Annotated in this window: 21 protein-coding genes and 1 pseudogene; 9 read left to right on the forward strand and 13 right to left on the reverse strand. The window is 71.1% G+C overall.

Annotation, left to right across the window (positions count from 1 at the left end):
• Positions 1-26 precede the first annotated feature (26 nt).
• Together ABZ915_RS30960 and ABZ915_RS30965 are read left to right on the forward strand one after the other, a co-directional pair.
• Entirely contained in the window at positions 27-401 is a 375-nt protein-coding gene (locus ABZ915_RS30960; protein WP_361810050.1) for a F0F1 ATP synthase subunit epsilon, read from the forward strand.
• Between the two features lie 158 nt (positions 402-559).
• A complete protein-coding gene (locus ABZ915_RS30965; RefSeq protein WP_361810052.1) occupies positions 560-1,006 on the forward strand; it encodes a DUF2550 domain-containing protein in 447 nt (148 codons plus the stop codon).
• Between the two features lie 65 nt (positions 1,007-1,071).
• Here the strand turns inward: ABZ915_RS30965 and ABZ915_RS30970 are convergent, their stop codons facing one another.
• The 3 genes from ABZ915_RS30970 to ABZ915_RS30980 all read right to left on the reverse strand — a co-directional run bounded on the left by ABZ915_RS30970 (position 1,072) and on the right by ABZ915_RS30980 (position 4,821).
• On the reverse strand, positions 1,072-2,895 hold the full coding sequence (locus tag ABZ915_RS30970; protein WP_361810054.1) for a glycoside hydrolase family 18 chitinase: 1,824 nt from the start codon (positions 2,893-2,895) through the stop codon (positions 1,072-1,074).
• A 121-nt stretch (positions 2,896-3,016) separates the two neighbouring features.
• Positions 3,017-3,658, reverse strand: coding sequence for a response regulator transcription factor (locus ABZ915_RS30975; protein WP_361810056.1), 642 nt, complete (start codon positions 3,656-3,658; stop codon positions 3,017-3,019).
• The gene (locus tag ABZ915_RS30980) at positions 3,655-4,821 is read right to left on the reverse strand and encodes a histidine kinase (protein ID WP_361810058.1); all 1,167 of its coding nucleotides are present in this window, start codon (positions 4,819-4,821) and stop codon (positions 3,655-3,657) included. Before ABZ915_RS30980 ends, ABZ915_RS30975 begins: the two co-directional genes overlap by 4 nt.
• A 151-nt stretch (positions 4,822-4,972) precedes the next feature.
• Here ABZ915_RS30980 and ABZ915_RS30985 point away from each other — a divergent pair, with 151 nt between their 5' ends.
• Positions 4,973-5,506 carry a hypothetical protein gene (locus tag ABZ915_RS30985; protein ID WP_361810060.1) on the forward strand — a complete coding sequence of 178 codons (534 nt, stop codon included), beginning with the start codon at positions 4,973-4,975 and terminating at the stop codon, positions 5,504-5,506.
• Here ABZ915_RS30985 and ABZ915_RS30990 read toward each other — a convergent pair.
• Genes ABZ915_RS30990 through ABZ915_RS31000 form a run of 3 tightly spaced genes read right to left on the reverse strand, consistent with a single transcriptional unit; the run spans position 5,503 to position 7,634 of the window.
• Entirely contained in the window at positions 5,503-6,075 is a 573-nt protein-coding gene (locus tag ABZ915_RS30990) for a cob(I)yrinic acid a,c-diamide adenosyltransferase (RefSeq protein WP_361810062.1), read from the reverse strand. The two genes, ABZ915_RS30985 and ABZ915_RS30990, sit on opposite strands and share 4 nt — an antisense overlap.
• Positions 6,076-6,088: 13 nt before the next feature.
• Positions 6,089-6,838, reverse strand: a complete 750-nt coding sequence (locus tag ABZ915_RS30995) for an ABC transporter permease (protein WP_361810064.1) — start codon at positions 6,836-6,838, stop codon at positions 6,089-6,091.
• Positions 6,839-6,848: 10 nt separating this feature from the next.
• Positions 6,849-7,634 carry an ATP-binding cassette domain-containing protein gene (locus tag ABZ915_RS31000; protein WP_361810066.1) on the reverse strand — a complete coding sequence of 262 codons (786 nt, stop codon included), beginning with the start codon at positions 7,632-7,634 and terminating at the stop codon, positions 6,849-6,851.
• A 79-nt stretch (positions 7,635-7,713) separates the two neighbouring features.
• Here ABZ915_RS31000 and ABZ915_RS31005 point away from each other — a divergent pair, with 79 nt between their 5' ends.
• The 4 genes from ABZ915_RS31005 (at position 7,714) to ABZ915_RS31020 (ending at position 12,607) form a co-directional block, all read left to right on the forward strand.
• Positions 7,714-8,355 carry a TetR/AcrR family transcriptional regulator gene (locus ABZ915_RS31005; protein ID WP_361810068.1) on the forward strand — a complete coding sequence of 214 codons (642 nt, stop codon included), beginning with the start codon at positions 7,714-7,716 and terminating at the stop codon, positions 8,353-8,355.
• Positions 8,356-8,479: 124 nt separating this feature from the next.
• Positions 8,480-9,328: a 3-hydroxyacyl-CoA dehydrogenase family protein gene (locus ABZ915_RS31010; protein ID WP_361810070.1), complete on the forward strand. Its 849-nt coding sequence runs from the start codon at positions 8,480-8,482 to the stop codon at positions 9,326-9,328.
• A 139-nt stretch (positions 9,329-9,467) separates the two neighbouring features.
• Positions 9,468-9,791, forward strand: coding sequence for an STAS domain-containing protein (locus ABZ915_RS31015; protein ID WP_030672301.1), 324 nt, complete (start codon positions 9,468-9,470; stop codon positions 9,789-9,791).
• A 278-nt stretch (positions 9,792-10,069) separates the two neighbouring features.
• Positions 10,070-12,607, forward strand: a complete 2,538-nt coding sequence (locus ABZ915_RS31020; protein ID WP_361810072.1) for an ATP-binding protein — start codon at positions 10,070-10,072, stop codon at positions 12,605-12,607.
• A 63-nt stretch (positions 12,608-12,670) separates the two neighbouring features.
• Here the strand turns inward: ABZ915_RS31020 and nucS are convergent, their stop codons facing one another.
• Complete coding sequence (nucS, locus tag ABZ915_RS31025) at positions 12,671-13,351, reverse strand: endonuclease NucS (protein ID WP_361810074.1); 681 nt, start codon at positions 13,349-13,351, stop codon at positions 12,671-12,673.
• Between the two features lie 298 nt (positions 13,352-13,649).
• On the opposite strand from nucS, the gene ABZ915_RS31030 reads away from it, so the two are divergent.
• Entirely contained in the window at positions 13,650-14,042 is a 393-nt protein-coding gene (locus ABZ915_RS31030) for an SCO5389 family protein (RefSeq protein WP_361810076.1), read from the forward strand.
• Between the two features lie 112 nt (positions 14,043-14,154).
• On the opposite strand, the gene ABZ915_RS31035 is transcribed toward ABZ915_RS31030, so the two are convergent.
• Positions 14,155-15,183, reverse strand: coding sequence for an LLM class flavin-dependent oxidoreductase (locus ABZ915_RS31035; RefSeq protein ID WP_361810078.1), 1,029 nt, complete (start codon positions 15,181-15,183; stop codon positions 14,155-14,157).
• Between the two features lie 224 nt (positions 15,184-15,407).
• On the opposite strand from ABZ915_RS31035, the gene ABZ915_RS31040 reads away from it, so the two are divergent.
• On the forward strand, positions 15,408-15,749 hold the full coding sequence (locus ABZ915_RS31040) for an ATP/GTP-binding protein (protein WP_361810080.1): 342 nt from the start codon (positions 15,408-15,410) through the stop codon (positions 15,747-15,749).
• Between the two features lie 11 nt (positions 15,750-15,760).
• On the opposite strand, the gene ABZ915_RS31045 is transcribed toward ABZ915_RS31040, so the two are convergent.
• From ABZ915_RS31045 to ABZ915_RS31065, 5 genes and pseudogenes are all read right to left on the reverse strand, one after another.
• Positions 15,761-16,645, reverse strand: coding sequence for an ABC transporter permease subunit (locus ABZ915_RS31045; protein ID WP_361810082.1), 885 nt, complete (start codon positions 16,643-16,645; stop codon positions 15,761-15,763).
• On the reverse strand, positions 16,642-17,883 hold the full coding sequence (locus ABZ915_RS31050; protein WP_361810084.1) for an ABC transporter ATP-binding protein: 1,242 nt from the start codon (positions 17,881-17,883) through the stop codon (positions 16,642-16,644). The genes ABZ915_RS31045 and ABZ915_RS31050 overlap by 4 nt, the downstream gene beginning before the upstream one ends.
• Positions 17,884-18,053: 170 nt before the next feature.
• Positions 18,054-18,194, reverse strand: a pseudogene (locus tag ABZ915_RS31055) (ABC transporter permease); the annotation flags it as partial.
• 76 nt (positions 18,195-18,270) lie between these two features.
• Positions 18,271-19,041, reverse strand: a complete 771-nt coding sequence (locus tag ABZ915_RS31060; protein ID WP_361810086.1) for an ABC transporter permease — start codon at positions 19,039-19,041, stop codon at positions 18,271-18,273.
• Positions 19,042-19,045: 4 nt separating this feature from the next.
• Complete coding sequence (locus tag ABZ915_RS31065) at positions 19,046-20,002, reverse strand: ATP-binding cassette domain-containing protein (protein ID WP_361810088.1); 957 nt, start codon at positions 20,000-20,002, stop codon at positions 19,046-19,048.
• Between the last annotated feature and the right edge of the window lie 14 nt (positions 20,003-20,016).

The following is a 20,016-nucleotide window of genomic DNA, read 5'->3' on the forward strand; positions in this document are numbered from 1 at the left end:
GCCGGGTGGTGACCCGAGGAGCCACATTGGCTGCTGAGCTGCACGTCGCGCTGGTCGCGGCCGACCGAGAGGTCTGGTCCGGCGAGGCCACCCTGGTCGTCGCGCGCACCACCTCCGGCGACATCGGCGTCATGCCCGGTCACCAGCCGCTGCTCGGTGTGCTGGAGTCGGGCCCGGTGACCATCCGTACGAGTGATGGTGGAACGGTCGTCGCCGCGGTGCACGGCGGTTTCATCTCGTTCGCGGACAACAAGCTGTCGCTGCTGGCCGAGATCGCCGAGCTTTCGGACGAGATCGATGTCCAGCGCGTGGAGCGCGAGCTCGAGCGGGCGAAGGCCGAAGGCGACGCCACCGCCGAGCGTCGGGCGGACGTCCGCCTGCGCGCCGCGACGGCGCGCTGAACTGGAGGCCCCTCCCAGGCCCTTTAGGCTCTGGGAGAGCGCGCGATGACGCACCTCAGCCGCGGCTGGGACCGGAGCGATCCGGTGCCGGCCGCGGCTGAGGTGAATCAGGGTCTTTTTTCCGTTCCGTTACCTAGGAGACGAGGAGGTCGGTGCCGATGGTCCTCGCTCTGACTGTGTGCGGGATCGTGGTCGTACTCGTGGTGGTGGGACTGTTCCTGTTCGGCCTGCGCCGCAGGCTGATCCAGCGCTCCGGCGGCACCTTCGACTGCTCCCTGCGCTGGGACGTGCCGGAGAAACCCGACACCGGCGGCAAGGGCTGGAGCTACGGCGTCGCCCGCTACAACGGCGACCGCATCGAGTGGTACCGCGTCTTCTCCTACGCCCTCCGCCCGCGCCGCATCCTGGAGCGGGCGCAGATCGAGGTGGCCGGCCGTCGCCTTCCCGAGGGCGAGGAGGAGCTGGCCCTGCTCTCCGACGCCGTCGTCCTCGCCTGTACGCACCGGGGCACGCGCCTGGAACTCGCCATGAGCGAGGACGCGCTGACCGGTTTCCTCGCGTGGCTGGAGGCAGCCCCGCCCGGACAGCGAGTGAATGTGGCGTAGCCACGTTCACTCTCCCCCAGACGAAGTGACGTCCGGAGGAGAGTGAACGTCGCTTGGGCTGCGGCTTACGACAGTCCGCTGTTGATGGCGCTCACCAGCTCGCCGCTCGCGGTGTCACCGCTGAACTCCCAGAAGAACGCACCGCCCAGCCCCTGGTTCTTGGCCCACGACATCTTGGTGCCGATGGTGGCGGGGGTGTCGTAGGACCACCAGTTGCTGCCGCAGTGGGCGTAGGCCGTGCCCGCGACGGTGCCGGTGGCCGGGCAGGACGTCTTGAGCACCTTGTAGTCCTCGATGCCCTGTTCGTACGTGCCCGCCGCCGGGCCCGTGGCCGTGCCGCCCGGGGCGTCCTGGGTGACGCCGGTCCAGCCGCGGCCGTAGAAGCCGATGCCGATCAGCAGCTTGCTCGCGGGCACGCCCTTGGCCTTGTACTTGGCGATCGCGTCGGCCGTGGTGAAGCCGGCCTTCGGGATGCCGCTGTACGAGGTGAGCGGGGAGTGCGGGGCGGTGGGGCCCTGCGCGTCCCAGGCGCCGAAGAAGTCGTACGTCATCACGTTGTACCAGTCGACGGAGCTCGCGGCGCCGGCGTAGTCGGCCGCGTCGATCTTGCCGCCGGAGGAGCCGTCGGCCGTGACCGCCGCGGTGACCAGGTTCTTCGAGCCGAACTTGGCGCGCAGCGCGGCCATCACGTTCTTGTAGGCGGCGGCACCGCTGGTGTCGCAGCTCAGCCCGCAGGCGTTCGGGTACTCCCAGTCGATGTCGATGCCGTCGAACACGTCGGCCCAGCGCGGGTCCTCGACCAGGTCGTAACAGGACTGCGCGAAGGCCGCCGGGTCCTTGGCCGCCTCGCCGAAGCCGCCGGACCAGGTCCAGCCGCCGAAGGACCACAGCACCTTGATGTTCGGGTACTTGGCCTTCAGCTCACGCAGCTGGTTGAAGTTGCCGCGCAGCGGCTGGTCCCAGGTGTCGGCGACGCCACTGACGGACTGGTCGGCGGTGAAGGCCTTGTCGTAGTCGGCGTAGGAGTCGCCGATCGCGCACTTGCCGCCGGTGACGTTGCCGAAGGCGTAGTTGATGTGCGTGATCTTGGACGCCGATCCGGAGGTCACCAGATTCTTGACGTTGTAGTTGCGCCCGTAGATGCCCCACTCGGTGAAGTACCCGAGCCTGACCTTGGAGCCGGTGGTCGGGGGAGTGGTGGTGCCCCCGGTGGTGTGCACGGCGGCCGCGCCGCTGACCGGGCCGGTCTGGTCGGCGGTGTCGCGGGCCTGGACGGTGTAGGAGTAGTCGGTGCCGGCGCTCAGGCCGGTGTCGGTGTACGAGGTGGTGGTCACGGTGGCGACCTTCGCCCCGTCCCGCAGGACGTCGTAGTTCTTGACGCCCTTGTCGTCGGTGGCCGCGCTCCAGCTGAGCTTCACCGAGGTGTCGGTGATGCCCGAGGCGGTCGGCGTGCCGGGCGCGGAGGGTGCCGCGTCGCCGGGGACCGTCGTGCCGTCGCAGCTGTCGCCGTTCAGCTTGCAGTTGGACGGCGAGCCGGAGCCCGCGCCGTTGAAGCCGAAGGAGACGGAGGCGCCGGGGGCGAGGCTGCCGTTGTAGGACTTGTTCTTGGCGGTCCAGTGGGTGCCCAAGGACGTGACGTCCGCGTCCCAGGCCGAGGTGACCGACGTGCCGGAGGGGAAGTCCCACTCGACGGTCCAGGAGCTGATGGCCGCGGTGCCGGTGTTCTTCACCGTCCACTTGCCCTCGAAGCCCGTGCCCCAGTCCGACGCCTTGGCGTAGGTGGCGGTCGCGGTCGTGGCGGCCTGGGCGGGACCCGCCAGGCCGACCAGCCCGGCCACGGGGAGCAACAGGGTCGCGAACCCTGCCGCGGCTCTGTGTACGAAGCGCATGCTGCGCCTCCTCTGTGGGGATGTCAGGGGCATGACTGAGCCTTCATGCCCACGGTGCCGCGAGAATAGAAAGGTCTGGACCACCGGTCAATAGGTCTGGACCACTTGGCCTCGGGTTGCGCTAGATCCCCAACTCCTGAGCCAGCACGGCTGCTTGCACCCGGCTGCGCAGCTCCAGCTTGCCCAGCAGACGGCTGACGTGGGTCTTCACCGTCCCCTCGGCCAGCTCCAGCCGCTCCGCGATCTGGGCGTTCGACAATCCCTCGCCGACGCACGCCAGCACCTCGCGCTCACGGCGCGTCAACGCCTGGAGGACCGCCGGGTCGACGGACGGCGCCCGCACCGGCCGGGCGGCGAACTCGGCGATCAGCCGCCGGGTGACCGCCGGGGCCACGATCCCCTCGCCGCGCGCCACGGTCCGCACGGCCTCCAGCAGATCCCTCGCCTCCGCGTTCTTCAGCAGGAAGCCGGCCGCACCGGCCCGCAGCGCCCCGAAGACGTACTCGTCGAGGTCGAAGGTGGTCAGCACGAGCACGTCCGCGAGCCGCTCCGCGACCACCTCCCGGGTCGCCGACACCCCGTCCAGCCGGGGCATCTGCACGTCCATCAGCACCAGGTCCGGCCTGAGCTCCCGGGCCAGCGCCACCGCCCGCAGGCCGTCCGCCGCCTCCCCGACCACCTCGATGTCGGGCGCGCTGCCCAGGATGAGCACCAGCCCGGACCGGACGGCCGACTGGTCCTCGGCGACCAGGACACGGATCACTCGGGGTCTCCTTCGGTCACGGGGAGGGCGGCCCGTACGGTCCACAGCGCGCCGTCGGGCCCGGCGTCGAAGCTGCCGCCCAGCAGCGCGGCACGCTCCCGCATACCGGTGAGACCGGCGCCGGAGCCGGGGGCACGGGGTTCGTCGGCGTCGGCGTACGGGCTGCTCACCCGGACCCGCAGGGCGCCGTCGGCCTGCTTCAGCACCACGTGGACGCGACCGCGCGCGGCATGCTTCAGGGCGTTGGTCAGCGACTCCTGCACGATCCGGTAGGCGGCGAGACCGACCGGGACGGGCACCCGGCCGGGGTCGGCGTCGAGCCGGACGTCGAGGCCGTTCGCGCGGGCGCCGTCCACCAGGGCGGCGAGACCGTCGAGGGTCGGGGTCGCGGCCGGCGCGTCGTCCGGCTCGCGGAGGATGCCGATCAGCCGCCGCATCTCGGCGAGCCCGTCCACGCTGTTCTCACGGATGACGGACAGGGCCCGCTTCGAGGTGCCGGGTTCGTCGATGGACAGCGCGGCCGTGGAGTGGATGGCGATCGCCGACAGATGGCCCGCGACCAGGTCGTGCAGCTCCCGCGCCATCCGCGCCCGCTCGGCGGTGACCGCCTGGACCCGGTCCATCTCGGCGAGCAGCGCGGTCTGCTCGGCACGCAGCCGGGCGGCCTCGGCGGCGTCGCGATGGTTGCGCACGACCCAGCCGGTCGCGGCGGGGGCGAGCGCCACGACTCCGACGCCCACGCCGATCAGCAGGCCTTGCGGATCGCGCCACAGCGCGGCCGGCACCACCCCGCCGATCACCGTGAGCAGACCGGTGATCCATGGGATGCGGCGGGCGGCGGCGGGGCTGCCGTACAGGACGGCCGCGTACATCAGGTCCGTGTACAGCACGATGGTGACGATGCTGCCCAGGGTGAGCGTGTCCACGACCAGCGCCGCCGTGCCGACCAGCAGACCGGCCCGGGGCCGGGTGCGGCGCAGGGGCTCGCACGCGGCGGTCACGACCAGCGGCACCAGGGCCGCCCAGCGCTGCGGCCACAGCACCAGGTCGTCCGAGGGCACGCGCGGAGAGATGCCCAGCGTCCACAGCAGCAGCCCCCCGAGCAGCCCGCCCACGGCGATGAGCACGTCGTCGCGGTGCGGACGGGGGAGCGGTACGGGCATGGCCCCATCCAACACGGGGCCGGTGCCGCCCGCGTGCTCCTCCGGAAGGGTCTCGGGCTGCATCTTTCGATTACCGCGGATTCGTCACCGGTGACGACGATCCGCGCGGCCGTCGGGGCGAGCCTGGTGGGGTGAGCGAAGGGAGCGAGCCGTGATCGTCGGACTGGTCGTCGCCTGCGAGGTGGCCTTCTGGGTACTGCTGGCCGCGGGGCTGGTGTTCCGGTACGTCTTCCGGATGCCCCGCGTGGGCCTCGCGCTGCTGCTGTGCGAGCCGCTCCTGGAGGTCGTGCTGTTCGTCGTCACGGCGATCGACCTGAGGAACGGCGCCGAGCCCGACTGGCGGCACGGCCTCGCCGCCGTGTACATCGGCTTCACCGTCGGCCTCGGTCACTCCACGATCAAGTGGGCGGACGCCCGGGCCGCCCACCGCTTCGCGGGCGGTCCGCCTCCCGTCCGGCCCCCGAAGTACGGCGCGGCCCGCGCCGTCCACGAATGGAGGGTCGCGGGCCGCTGGATCCTCGCGGCGCTGGTCGCCATGGCCCTGCTACAGGCCGCGGTCTGGTACGTCGGCGGCGCCGGCGAGACCGGCTCCCTACGGGAGTGGCAGCAGCGCATGCTGTGGCTGATCGGCATCAACGTGGTCATCGCCGGCAGCTACACGCTGTTCCCCAAGCGCGACCGCTAACGCTCACCGCCCGGTACCCACAGCACGTCGCCGGTCTCCTTGTTCGCCGTGCGGGCCAGGATGAAGAGGAGGTCGGAGAGGCGGTTGAGGTAGGTGGCCGTGAGCGGGTTCATCACCTCGCCGTGCACCTCCAGGGCGGCCCAGGTCGAGCGCTCGGCCCTCCGCACGACCGTGCACGCCTGGTGCAGCAGGGCCGCGCCGGGCGTGCCTCCGGGCAGGATGAAGGAGCGGAGCTTCTCCAGCTGCTCGTTGAAGTGGTCGCAGTCCGCCTCCAGCCGGTCGATGTAGAACTGCTCGACCCGCAGCGGCGGGAACTCGGGATCCTCCACCACCGGCGTCGACAGGTCCGCACCCACGTCGAACAGATCGTTCTGGACGCGGGTGAGGACCTTGGCGATCTCCTCGTCGAGTCCGCCCAGCGCGATCGCCGTGCCGATCACCGCGTTCGCCTCGTTGGCGTCCGCGTACGCCGAGATCCTGAGATCGGTCTTGGCGACCCGGCTCATGTCACCGAGGGCGGTGGTGCCCCGGTCGCCGGTCCTGGTGTAGATGCGCGTCAGATTGACCATGCCACCAGCGTAATTACGCCCCGGTGGTCCGGAAGACCCGTGTGCCCACTGTCACGGCCAGCGCGGCGAAGCCGACGGCCACCGCGGCGCCGTACAGCATGTGGGCGGACGTGTACGAGCCCACGTACGCGTCCCGCACCGCGTCCACCAGATAGCGGAACGGGACGAAGTGGGAGAGCACGTCCAGCCACGCCGGTGCCAGGGTCATGGGCAGCATCAGGCCGGACAGCAGCATGGACGGCATGGTCAGGGCGTTGATCACGGGCCCGAACTCCTGCGGGGTGCGCACCTTCATCGCCAGCGCGTACGACAGCGACCCGAGCGAGACCGTCAGCAGCGCGACGAACGCGAAGCCGATGAGGACGCCGGGCAGCGGCGCGTGCAGGCCCATGACCACCGCGGCGAGCACGAGCAGTACGGCCTGGAACACGAAGACCGTGGCGTCGCGCAGCACGCGCCCCAGGAGCAGCGCGAGCCGGCTGACCGGCGTCACCTGCATCCGCTCCACCACCCCCTGCGCGTTCTCCATGATGATCGTGAAGCCCGCGAAGGCCGCGCCGAACAGGCCGAGTTGGAGCAGCAGTCCGGGCACCAGCACCTGCCAGGAGGTGCCCCGCGCACCGAGCGGCAGGTCCGTGAGGAGCGGCCCGAAGAAGAGCAGATAGAGGAGCGGCATCAGGACGCCGAAGAGCAGCGCGAAGCGGGAACGCAGGGACTGGCGGAGGTAGCGGCCGTAGATCAGCGCGGTGTCGTGGAGAAGCATCCTGGCGGTCCTATACGGCTACGGGGGCGGTGTCGGCCGGGGAGGGCCCGCGGCCGGTGATGGCGAGGAAGGTGTCCTGGAGCGAGGCGTCGATCGAGCCGCCGTACCGGAGCTTGAGCGCGGTCGGCGTGCCCTCGGCCACGACCACGCCCCCGTCGACGACGACCAGCCGGTCGGCGAGGGCGTCCGCCTCGTCGAGGTAGTGGGTGGTGAGGAAGACCGTCGTACCGAGTTCGTCGCGCAGCCGGCGGATGAGGGCCCACAGGTCGGCGCGGCTGCCGGGGTCGAGGCCCGTGGTCGGTTCGTCGAGGAAGAGGATCTGCGGGCGGTGCGTGAGGCCCATGGCGATGTCCAGCCGCCGCCGCTGGCCGCCGGACAGGGCGCCCGCCTTGCGGTCGAGCAGTTCGGTCAGGCCGAGTTCCCGTGCCAATTCCTCGGCCCGTTCGGCTGATTGTCGTCTTGTCAGACGGTAGAGGCGGCCCTGGGTGACCAGTTCCTCGCGTACGGAGATCTGCGGGTCGACGCCGCCGGACTGCGCCACGTATCCGCACGCCCTGCGCACCCCGCCCGGGTCGGTCGCCAGGTCGCGGCCCGCGACCGTGGCCGTGCCGCCGGTGGGAGCCAGCAGGGTGGTGAGCATCCGCAGGGTGGTCGTCTTGCCGGCGCCGTTGGGGCCGAGGAAGCCGAGGATCTCGCCCTCGTGGACGGTGAGGTCGATGCCGCGTACGGCCTCGACCGTGCCGGCCTTGGTCCGGAAGGTGCGGGCCAGTCCGGCCGCGCTGATGACTGCTGTCATGGCAGCAGAAAAACAGAGTCTCTGAAATTTTGCAACGACACCAAAATTTCAGGGAGGCCAAGGAAGCTAGGATTCGGACATGGCCGAGGGACTCAGGGAGCGGAAGAAGCGGCAGACCCGGCAGTACATCTCGGATGTCGCCACGGGGCTGTTCGTCGAGCGCGGATTCGACGCGGTGACGGTCGCGGAGATCGCCGAGGCCGCCGATGTCTCCGTCAACACCGTCTACAACTACTTCCCGGCCAAGGAGGACCTCTTCCTCGACCGCTCCGCCGGCCTCATCGACCGGCTCGCCCGCTGGGTGCGCGGTCGGGGCGTGGGTGAATCCGCGGCCGGGGCCGTCCTGCGCGAACTGCGCGAGGAGGTCGAGGCGGTTTCGCCCCGGGTCGGGCTGATGCCCGGATATGCCCGCTTCATGCGGGTCATCGAGGAGGCGCCCGCGCTGCGCTCCCGGCTGTGGGGCGTCATGCAGGAGGCCCAGGCCAACCTGGAGCAGGCCCTGCGGGAGGAGACCGGTGCGGCGGACGGCGACGAGGAGCCGTACCTGATGGCCGGTCAGATCGGGTGGGTCAACAGTGCGGTCATGGCGGTCATCGGGCGCGAGATGGTCAAGGGGCGCGATCCACGCGAAGTGTCACGAGAGGTACTGGACCTCCTCGACGACATAGAGGAGTTGTTGGGAGAGAAGGTGCTCAACTACGCCGTCCGAGGCGAGGCCTGACCCCTGCCGGTGTGATGTCCGTCAATTGAGACGTGACGCGCATTACTTACCGGTCACACGGCCCCTCACGAGCGCTATGGTCCGCCGAAGAGGCAACCGTAAACAGCGTGTAAGGGGAGTCGGAGTGGCACGGAAGCTCGCCGTCATCGGGGCCGGTCTCATGGGATCCGGCATCGCCCAGGTATCCGCTCAGGCGGGCTGGGAGGTCGTCCTGCGCGACGTCACCGACGAGGCACTGGGGCGTGGCACCGACGGCATCAAGGCCTCGTACGACAAGTTCGTCAGCAAGGGCAAGCTGGAGGCGCACGACGCCGACGCCGCCCTGGCTCGCATCACCGCGACCACCGACCTGGACGCCGTCGCCGACGCGGACATCGTCGTCGAGGCCGTCTTCGAGAAGCTCGAAGTCAAGCACGACATCTTCCGCACCCTGGACAAGATCGTGCGCGACGACACCGTCCTCGCCTCCAACACCTCCGCCATCCCGATCACCAAGATCGCGGCCGTGACGGAGCGCCCGGAGCGCGTGGTCGGCGCCCACTTCTTCTCCCCGGTCCCGATGATGCAGCTGTGCGAGCTGGTGCGCGGCTACAAGACCAGCGACGAAACCCTCGCCATCGCACGGGAGTTCGCCGAGTCCGTCGGCAAGACCTGCATCGTCGTCAACCGGGACGTGGCCGGCTTCGTCACCACCCGGCTCATCTCCGCCCTCGTCGTCGAGGCGGCGAAGCTGTACGAATCGGGCGTCGCCAGCGCCGAGGACATCGACATCGCCTGCAAGCTGGGCTTCGGCCACGCCATGGGCCCGCTCGCCACGGCCGACCTCACGGGCGTCGACATCCTGCTGCACGCCACCGGCAACATCTACACCGAGTCGCAGGACGAGAAGTTCGCCCCGCCGGAGCTGATGCGCCGGATGGTGGACGCCGGTGACATCGGGCGCAAGAGCGGGCAGGGCTTCTACAAGTACTGAGCTCTACCTGGGGGATTCACTCCCGCGGGTGAATTCGGTATCGGTTCGCTCACAGACGGCAACCTCTGACCGCTGAACGCCGTCAGAGGTTGCATCACCAGACATCACCGAGCACGAGACGCACTCACGGGGAGCGCATATGTACATCAGGGGCGACCACGCCGAGCTGGTCGTCGGGGGCCGCCTCGACGTCCGCAGCGCGGCGGACGCCCGTACGGTCCTCCACTCGGCCGTCGACGACGGAGTCGGCGACCTGGTGCTCGACCTGTCCGAGCTGGACTCCTGGGACGCCACCGGACTCGGGGTGATCATGGGTGCCCACCGGCGGGCCGGCCGCTGCGGCCGCCGCCTGGTGCTGCGCGGCGTACCGCCGCAGATGCAGCGCCTGCTGGTGGCCACCCGGCTGCACCGGATCCTGGCGATCGAGGGCGGCATCGGCGTGGAGTCGCTGCCCCGGGTGTGACACCCGCGTGGGACGCCGCGACCGGGTGTGAAACGGGCGACGAGGGAGACCCGGGCGGAGCTGCCGAACCGCACGTCACGTGCAATCCTCACGAGACTGTGACGTCGCGCACCGCGCGCCACCCCGGACTGTCGTAGATACTGTGCGAAGGTTTAGGGTTCGGTCGCCCGCTGCCTCGCAACCCTCGAGCGGGCCCGGACCAGAAGCGACAGCGCGGTGTGCAGCAGGCCGGGAGGGGCCGGACACGGGCACACGACGCTTTTGGGGGGCTAACACCTATGGACCCGATCAACCGGGGACCCGAGGACCACGGCCATGACACAGCCGGCTCCGCGCCGCGTCAGCGCCCGCCCAGGGAATCCCTCACCAACGACTTCGGCCAGAGCGCGCCGGCGCTCGCCCGCACGGTGCAACTCGTCGCCGGCGACTTCCTGCTCACCGTCAACCCGGTCGACGGCAGCGAGATCGAGCCCTGCCCGCCGGGAGAACAGCCGGGCAGGCCCGCCAAGCTCACCGCCGCCGAGCGCGCCGCCACCGACCGCGCGGCCCGGGCACCCGTACCGCCCGGACCCACCCAGCCCCCGCTGCCGCTCCTGGAACGCCAGGACGAACGCGAGCGCCTGGTACGCCTGCTGGCCCGCGGCCGTTCCGTACGCCTCACCGGGCCGGCGGGCTCCGGCCGCACCGCCCTGCTCGACCTGGTCGCCGAGGACTGCTCGGACCTCGCCCCCGAAGGCGTGATCCGCCTCACCGGCTTCCACCGCACGACGGCCGACCTGCTGCACGACCTCTGCCACGCCGTCTACGACGCACCCCTGCACCGCCCCGGCCCGGACGAGTTGCTCGACCTGGTGCGCGAGATCGGCGCGGTCGTCGTCCTGGACGACATCGAGTTCGGCGGCGCCGCCCTCGACGAACTCCTCGACGCCACCCCCGAGTGCGCCTTCCTCATCTCCGCCACCCCGGACGTGCCCGCCCCGTCCGCCGACTCGGCCGTCGAGGAGGTCTTCCTCGGCGGCCTGGACCGCGCCGGGGGAGTGGAGATCCTGGAGCGCGCGGTCGGCCGCGTCCTCACCGAGGAGGAGGCCAACTGGGCCGGTGACCTCTGGTTCGAGTCCGAGGGCCTGCCCCTGCGGTTCGTCCAGGCCGGTGCCCTGCTCATGCAGCGCGACCAACTGCGGACCAGCGCGGGCGTCGTGGACGACCTCGGGGTCTTCGAGGACGTACGGCACCCGGTCGACGCCCCCTTCGACACCCCGCTCGACACCGACGCCGACGACGGCGAGGACATCCCCCTCCCGTCGCTCGGCGAGGCCGCCGCGCCCGCACGGCTGCTCGCCTCCCGGCTGAGCGCCTCCGCCCGCGCCACCCTGCGCTTCGCCGTCGCGCTCGGCGGCGAGGTCCCGCACCAGGCGCATCTGCCCGCACTGGTCGGCGACACCCACGCGGACGCGGCCCTCGGTGAACTCGCCTCCTGCGGACTGGTCACCCCGGTGGGCCCCCGCTACCGCCTCGCGGCCGGCGTGCAGACCCAGCTGGAGACCGCCGGATACGCCGGCGAGGTCACGGACGCCGCCCGCGCCGCCGCCCAGCACTACACCTGGTGGGCCGGGCACCCCTCCGTCACGCCCGAGCGGGTGTGCGCCGAGGCCGACGCGGTGCTCGCCGCGCTGACCGTCCTGGGACCGCTGACCACACCGCCCGCCGAGGGCGAGGAGAGCATCGCCGTCGAGCTCGCCCGCACCGCCGCGCCCGCCTTCGCCGCCGGACTGCACTGGAGCGCCTGGGAGCGGGCGCTGCGCGCCGGCGCCGAGGTCTCCCGGCTCGCCGGAGAGGTGACCGAACAGGCCTATTTCCACCACGAACTGGGCATCTTCGCGCTCTGTTCCGGCCAGCTCGACCGGGCCCGCGCCGAACTCGAGGCGTCCATCGGCCTGCGCGGCGCCCTCGCCGACAAGCGCGGCACCGTCGTCGGCCGCCGCGCCCTCGCCCTGGTCGCCGACCGCGCGGGCGATGTGCCCGGGTTCGCGGCGATGGCCGGCGAGGAGGTGCCCGACGCCCGCTACGAGGAGTCGGCCTCGCCCCCGGGCGGGATCCTGGCCCCGTTCCCGCAGCTCCAGCTGCCCACCGACGACACGCTGGTCACCCACCGGGTCGCGGCCACCACGCAGCTGCCCAAGGTCCACAGCGGCGGCGGCATCCGGCGGCTGGCCCGGCGCAACCTCGTCGCGGCCGGCTCGGGCGCGCTGCTCGCCGCCGTCCTCGGCACCGTGGTGACCCTCGGCATGACCTCGAACGACAACGCGGACAAACCGGCGAACAACGTGAGCGTCAACCCGTCCGCCAGCGAGGGCACCGACGAGGGCAACCTGGGCGCGGACACGCCGAAGAAGAGCAGCGGCGGCGGCAGGGGCGACACCCGCACGGCGGTCAGCCGCCCGACGGATCCCGGCCCCGACGGCACCTACGGCACGGCGGACGACCCGACGCCGACCGCGGACCCGCCCCGGCCCTCGGACGACCCGAGCGGTACGAAGGGGACGGGCGGCGGCGGTTCGCCGAGCACACCGTCGAAGCCGACGTCGTCCAAGCCGTCGACCCCGTCCTCGACGCCGACCAGGTCGACTCCGTCCTCGACGCCGACCAAGTCCTCGACACCGACGCCGACCGGGACGCCGACGACCAGTCCCACGGGCACGGCGACCTCCACCCCGTCCACGTCGGACACGGCGAGCGGCCCCGCCTCCAGCGCCCCGGCGGCGACGAGCAGTTCGGCGAGCGCCCCGGAGAGCAGCGGTACGGGCCCGGTGATGTGACACGGGTGAGGGCCGGGCCCCGTCCGGGCCCGGCCCTCACCTCCGTCCGTACGGCGGCGCGCCTCAGAACAGCCGCAGCTTGTCGTCCTCGATGCCGCGCATCGCGTCGTAGTCCAGCACCTGGCAGCCGATGCCGCGGTCCGTGGCGAGGACGCGGGCCTGCGGCTTGATCTCCTGGGCGGCGAAGATGCCGCGGACGGGGGCGAGATGCGGATCGCGGTTCAACAGCTCCAGATAGCGGGTGAGTTGCTCCACCCCGTCGATCTCGCCGCGCCGCTTGATCTCCACGGCGACGGTCTGGCCGTCGGCGTCCCGGCACAGGATGTCGACCGGGCCGATCGCGGTCATGTACTCACGCCGGATCAGCGTGTAGCCGTCGCCGAGCGTTTCGATGCGGTCGGCGAGCAGTTCCTGGAGATGCGCTTCCACGCCGTCCTTGATCAGGCCGGGGTCCACGCCGAGCTCGTGCGAGGAGTCGTGGAGGATCTCCTCCATCGTGATGATCAGTTTCTCGCCCGCCTTGTTGGTGACGGTCCAGACGCCCGGCGTCTCCTCGGAGTCGGCCGGTTCCTCCTTCAGCGTGCAGGGCGGCGACATCCAGTTGAGGGGCTTGTACGCCCGGTCGTCCGCGTGGATCGAGACGCTGCCGTCCGCCTTGACCAGGATCAGGCGGGGGGCCGTGGGGAGGTGAGCGGTGAGCCGGCCGGCGTAGTCGACCGAGCACCGGGCAATGACGAGACGCATGGTCGGCAACGCTACTCGACCCACACGGGCCCACGCGATTCGCCCTCCCGTCTCCCGCCACCGCCCTCAACCGAGGCCCTCCGGGCCGCCCCTTTTGCTTTGGAAACACGCGTTCATACCTGGCCGATTGTGGGCCTAAAGGGATCGGCACATGTACGCATTCTGCTGGTGCCGTCACCGTCCGCTGCCTACCGTAGTAAACAGGAGGTCGCGATGTGTGTACTCAGAGTGTTCGGTATCGCGAACTCCCTTACCTGTCCGGCAACCCCCGCTGTTCGGGGGTGCGAGAGGAGTACCCATGTCGCTCGACGTCTCACCGGCCCTACTCGAACAGGCCGAGCGAGGCGAGGTCGACGAAGCAGCCTTCGTCGACTGCGTCCGGACCTCCCTGCCCTACGCATGGGAGATGATCAGCTCCCTGGTGGCCCAGCTGAAGGTGGATGGCGGAGACTTCGCCGACAACCAGACGCCCCCGCCGGACGAGCAGGCACGCGGTCAGCTGCTGCGCGCGCTCGCCAGTGACGCGATACGCGGCGCGCTCCAGCGGCACTTCGGTGTGCGGCTGGCGTTCCAGAACTGCCACCGGGTGGCGGTGTTCCCGTTGGACGCCTCGGTCGACGCGCGTCTGGCCCGCTTCACCTCGGTGCGCAGTCAACTGCTGAACCAGTCCCCGGACCTCAGGGACTGCTGACGCGGAGCCCACCAGCTGCTGACGCAGTGAGCCGCTGCTTGCCGCTCCACCCGCGGGAGGTGCAATCAGTACTGGAGCGGCAAGCCCCGCACCGGGAAAGGGAGTTGCCCGGTCAACGCAGATGAGTCAGGACCTCGGCACCCAGCCTTCGTACGTTCTCCTCCGTGGCCGCCAGGTCCCCGGAGCCCTCCACGAGCAGGGCGAAGCGGGAGATGCCGGTGCGCTCCGAGGTCGCCGTGAGGCGATCGACGCACAGCCGGGGGGTGCCGACCGGGTGCAGTCCGCAGAGCAGTTCGGTGTAGGCCAGCGGGTCGCGCATCGCCCGTGCCCGGCCGTCCACCGTCACATGGGCCTCCAGGCCCTGCTTCAGCCAGCCCGGCATCGCCTTCAGCAGCGTCTCCGCCGCGTCGGTGCGCGTGTCCGCGATCTGGCAGACGCCGGCCGACACATGGGCTGCGTGGGCGATCTCCCCGGCCGGCCGCCCGGCCTCCCGCGCGTGCCGCCGCCACAGGGCGATCATCTCGGCCTTCTCCTCGTCCCCGACGTGCATCCCGAGCAGCATCGGCAGCCCGCGCTCGGCCGCCAGCCGCACGCTCGACGGGGAGGTGCAGGCGACGACGACCTCGGGACCGGGGAGGTCCGTCAGCGCCTCCGAGGGGCGCGGTACGACGGGGACCTCACGGAAGGAGAACCGTTCGCCCGAGGCCGCCACCGCCGGTTCGCGCAGCCAGCGCACCAGCAGATCGAGTGATTCCGGGAATCCGTGCTCGTAGGCGGCGAGGCCGGCGCCGAAGACCTCCAGGTCCACCCACGGGCCGCCGCGCCCCACGCCGAGCGTGAAGCGGCCGCCGCTGGTCACATGCAGCAGCGCGGCCTGTTCGCCGAGGGCGACCGGGTGCACGGTGGGCAGTACGCTGACCGCCGTGCCGACCCGGATGCGGTGGGTGCGGCCCAGCAGTAAGGCGGCCAGGGTGATCGCGGACGGGCACGTGCCGTACGGCACGAAGTGGTGCTCGGCCAGCCAGACCGCGTCGAGGCCCGCCTCCTCGGAGACCTGTGCCGAGCGGACCGCCCGGTGCAGCGCCTCTCCCTGGCCCTGCCCAGGGAACTGGGCGGCCAGCACAAAACTTCCTACGCGCATTGCTTTTTTCCTGCTTCCTTGGCTCCGACCCGGAGCTCCCCCACCCGGCATAACCGTGCGACACGTGCCGAGGACACGGCCTGGCGAAGGGATTTGCGGATTGTCTGCAGAATGGGTCGGCGGGCAGGGGGACTTGTGGGGGTTGGTTCCCTACGCGTACCCCCGTCCGTGACGCGTAGGCTGGAAACAGCCCGAGCTTCCTGTAGAGCCCCGTGAGGTGTCCCGTGTCCCCGCGTCGCAACCGTCCCAAGGGCCCCAAGGACACGGCCGCGTCCGGCCGGAGCGCCGAGGACGACCGCGCCGACCGGTACGGAGGCTGGCAGTCCACGGAGAACTGGCGGGGCGAGGAGTGGAGCGTGCGGCATGTGGCCGGGGCCAGCGCGGAGGGCAAGACCTACCGTTGTCCGGGCTGCGACCAGGTGATCTCCTCCGGCGTCCCGCACCTCGTGGCCTGGCCGGAGCACTCGGGCGTCGACGACCGCCGCCACTGGCACAAGGCGTGCTGGAACGCGAAGGACCGCCGCACCACGCGGGTGCAGCGGTCCCGTAACGCGCCGAGGTTCTGAGAACCCCCAGATCACACGTCCCGCTTCTGAAGCAGCGCGAACGCCGCGCCGAACGCGACGGCCGTCACGCCCAGCATGATCCACAGCGGGTCCCAGCCGGACGGGCCGGACTGGCTGAGGGAGTTGGAGTAGAAGACGCTCAGCTCGTTCGGGATCGAGTACTCGACCAGCTTCTCGCGCAGGTCCGACAGCGAGTCGGAGAACATGAACAGCGCGATCACCAGCGGGGCGAGCACGGCACCGATCATGATGGTGATCGCGCCCGCCGAGTGCCGGATGATCGAGCCGATCACGAGCGAGAGCAGTCCGAGCAGGGCGAGGTAGAGGCTCACGCCGACCGTGGCCTTCAGCCACTCCTCGCCGGACGGGTCCTTGGCGCCGGTGCTGCCGAGCATGGACACCTGGGTCATGGCGACGAAGGAGGCCGACGCCAGGGTGACCACGAAGGCGACGACGAAGAACACGATCGCCTTCGCCGCGAGCACCCGTCCCCGGCTCGGGCAGGCGACCATCGTGGTGCGGATCATGCCGGTGCCGTACTCCGAGGCCGTGGTCATCACGCCGAGCGTGATGAGGCACATGCTGCCCAGCAGCAGCCCGAAGAAGCCGAGGCCGAGGGGGTTCTGGCCCTCCAGGTCCGACGAGGAGGAGTTGCTCGACACCAGTGCGCCGGCGGCCAGCCCGATGCCGATCACGAGCAGCACGAACACGCCCAGCGTCCACATCGTGGAGCGCACCGACTTGATCTTCGTCCACTCGGAGGCGATCGCGTTCCCGAGGTGGGTGCGCACCACCGGGATCGGCGAGGTGTATCCGGGATACGAGGCTCCGGGCGCCGCCTGCCACTCGGGCGCGGCGGCGGCTGCCTGCGGCATCGGGGGCTGGTGGGTGCTCATCGGGCGTCCTCGGGCTTGGTCAGGTCGGCGGGGGCGGAGTCGGCGGGCTTGGACGATTCTGCGGCCGGCTGCTGCGGAGCGGGCGGGGTCGCCGGGGCGGCGGGCGCCTGCGCGGGCGGCTGGGCGTAAGGATTCGGCTGACCGGCAGCGGGAGCGCCGTACGCCCCCGCGGGTGCCGCAGGACCGCCGTACGGCCCCGTGGGGGCCCCGCCCTGCTGGGGCGGCGGCGGGGCGTACCAGCCCGGCTGGCCCTGGCCCGGGACCGGCATGGGCGGCTGGGCGCCGGGCGGCAGCGGCTGCTGGAGGCCCGCCTTCTGGTCGATGGTCGAGCGGTAGTCCACGGCGCCCTGGGTCATCCGCATGTACGCCTCTTCCAGCGAGGCCTGATGCGGGGACAGCTCCCACAGCCGTACGTCCGCCTCGTGCGCGAGGTCGCTGATGCGGGGCAGCGGCAGCCCGGTGATACGCAGCGCGCCGTCCTGCTCCGGCAGCACGTGTCCGCCGGCCTCGGTGAGCGCGGAGGTCAGCTTCTCCCGCAGCTGCGGCTCGGTGTCCGGCGTGCGGACCCGCGCGAAGTCGGCCGAGTTGGCCGAGATGAAGTCCTTCACGCTCATGTCGGCGAGCAGCTGTCCGCGGCCGATGACGATGAGGTGGTCGGCGGTCAGTGCCATCTCGCTCATCAGGTGGCTGGAGACGAACACGGTCCGTCCCTCCGCCGCCAGCGCCTTCATCAGGTTGCGGACCCAGAGGATGCCCTCGGGGTCGAGGCCGTTGACCGGCTCGTCGAACAGCAGCACCTGCGGGTCGCCGAGCAGCGCGGCCGCGATGCCGAGGCGCTGCCCCATGCCGAGGGAGAAGCCCTTCGACCGCTTCTTCGCCACTTCCTGAAGGCCGACGACCCCGAGCACCTCGTCCACCCGGCGGGCCGGGATGCCCGACAGCTGGGCCAGGCACAGCAGGTGGTTGCGGGCGTGCCGGCCGCCGTGCACGGCCTTGGCGTCGAGCAGCGCGCCGACCTGGCGGGGTGCGTTGGGCAGCTTGCGGTAGGGATAGCCGCCGATCGTCACCGTGCCCGCGGTCGGGTTGTCCAGGCCGAGGATCATCCGCATGGTGGTCGACTTGCCCGAGCCGTTGGGCCCGAGGAAGCCGGTCACTGCGCCCGGTCGCACCTGGAAGGAAAGGTTGTACACGGCGGTCTTGTCGCCGTAGCGCTTGGTCAGGCCGACAGCCTCGATCATGCTCCGCACCCATCGAAAGGATCAGGACAGCAGGGCACACGCCCCCGTAAGGGTTAGGAGGATATCCGGGCGCTGACGGTTCCGCCCAAGGGAGAGTAAAGCTACGAACGCTATGCGCCCCGCCTTCTCCGCGGCACATAGCAGGCTAACCACCCATATCCCGACAACCGCTAGGCATCCCGCTTCCGCAGCAGGACATAGCCGCCCGCCACCGCCGCGATCACCCACAGCGCCATGATCCCCAGCCCGCCCCAGGGGCCGTACGGGGTGTCGTCGCCGAGGCGGGGGACTGCCTGCGTGATGCGGTTGCCGGTGCTGGTCGGGGGGTGTCGGCCGGTCTTCTGGAGTCGTGCGCAGCGTGCGCCAGATGCAGTGGCGCTGCGGGCGCTAGGCATCCCGCTTCCGCAGCAGGACATAGCCGCCCGCCACCGCCGCGACCACCCACAGCGCCATGATCCCCAGCCCGCCCCAGGGGCCGTACGGGGTGTCGTCGCCGAGGCGGGGGACTACCTGCATGATGCGGCTGCCGGCCTGGTCGGGGAGGTAGCGGCCGATCTTCTTCGTGGCGTCGACGTTGCCGAGGATGTTGGAGATGAGGAAGAAGAACGGCATCAGGATGCCGAGCGACAGCATCGGTGAGCGCAGCATCGCGGCGACGCCCATGGAGAAGACGGTGATGAGGGTCATGTAGAGCCCGCCGCCGATCACCGCGCGCAGCACCCCGGGGTCGCCCAGCTGTGCCCGGTGGGGGCCGAGCACGGACTGCCCGAGGAAGAAGGCGGCGAAGCTGGTGGCGAAGGCGACGACCAGCGCGAGCCCGGCGGCCACCGCGATCTTGCTGAACAGGAAGGTGCCGCGCCGCGGTACGGCCGCCAGCGAGGTGCGGATCATGCCGGTGCTGTACTCGTTGGACACCACCAGCACCCCGAACACGATCAGCGCGAGCTGCCCGAGGGTCATGCCCGCGAAACTGACCAGCGTGGGGTCGTAGGAGAGCCGCTCCCGCACCGGCATCCTGTCGTACTGGCTCCTCGACAACGCCGAGATCAGCCCGCCGAGGGCGACGGTGACCACCACGGCGAGGGACAGCGTCCACACCGTGGACGCGACGGACCGGATCTTGGTCCACTCGGACCGGACGACCTCCACGGCGGCCATGACGTCACACGCCCTTCTGCCGGTCGGCGCCCCAGCCTCGCGGCACGGGCGCGGTGTCGCTGTGCGCGTGGTACTCCACCGACTCCGCCGTCAGCCTCATGAACGCCTCCTCCAAGGACGCCTGCTGCGGACTCAGCTCGTGCAGCGCGATCCGGTGCTCGGCGGCCAGCTCGCCGATGAGCTCGGCCTTCCCGCCGTCCACCTCCAGCGCCCCGCCGCCCGTCTCCACGACCGTGATCCCGGCCCCGTGCAGCACGTCCAGCAGCCGCTCCGGTTCGGGACAGCGGACCCGCACGTACGCCCGCGCGTTCCGCCGGATGAACTCGGCCATGGAGGTGTCCGCCAGCAGCCGCCCCTGCCCGATGACCACCAGATGATCGGCGGTCAGTGCCATCTCGCTCATCAGATGGCTCGAGACGAACACCGTCCGCCCCTGCGCGGCCAGCGATTTCATCAGGGTGCGGATCCAGTGGATGCCCTCCGGGTCGAGCCCGTTGACCGGCTCGTCGAACATCAGGATCCGCGGATCGCCGAGCAGCGCCCCCGCGATCCCGAGCCGCTGCCCCATCCCCAGCGAGAACCCCTTGGCCTTCTTCCGCGCCACCGAGGTCAGCCCGACCGTGTCCAGCACCTCCCGCACCCGGCTCTTCGGGACCCCGTTGCTCTGCGCGAGGCACAGCAGGTGGTTGTACGCGCTCCGGCCCCCGTGCACGGCCTTGGCGTCCAGCAGCGCCCCGATGTACGTCAGCGGGTCCTTCAGCCGGTCGTAGTGCCTGCCGTCGATCCGGACGTCCCCGGCGGTGGGATGGTCGAGCCCCAGGATCATCCGCATGGTCGTGGACTTCCCGGCCCCGTTCGGCCCGAGGAAGCCCGTGACGATGCCCGGCCGCACGGCGAAGCTCAGACCGTCCACCGCCAGCGTCTCGCCGTACCGCTTGGTCAGCCCGTCCAGCTCGATCATGCGGTCACGCTAGA

This window comes from Streptomyces sp. NPDC046915, from assembly GCF_040644935.1.
Lineage (GTDB): Bacteria > Actinomycetota > Actinomycetes > Streptomycetales > Streptomycetaceae > Streptomyces.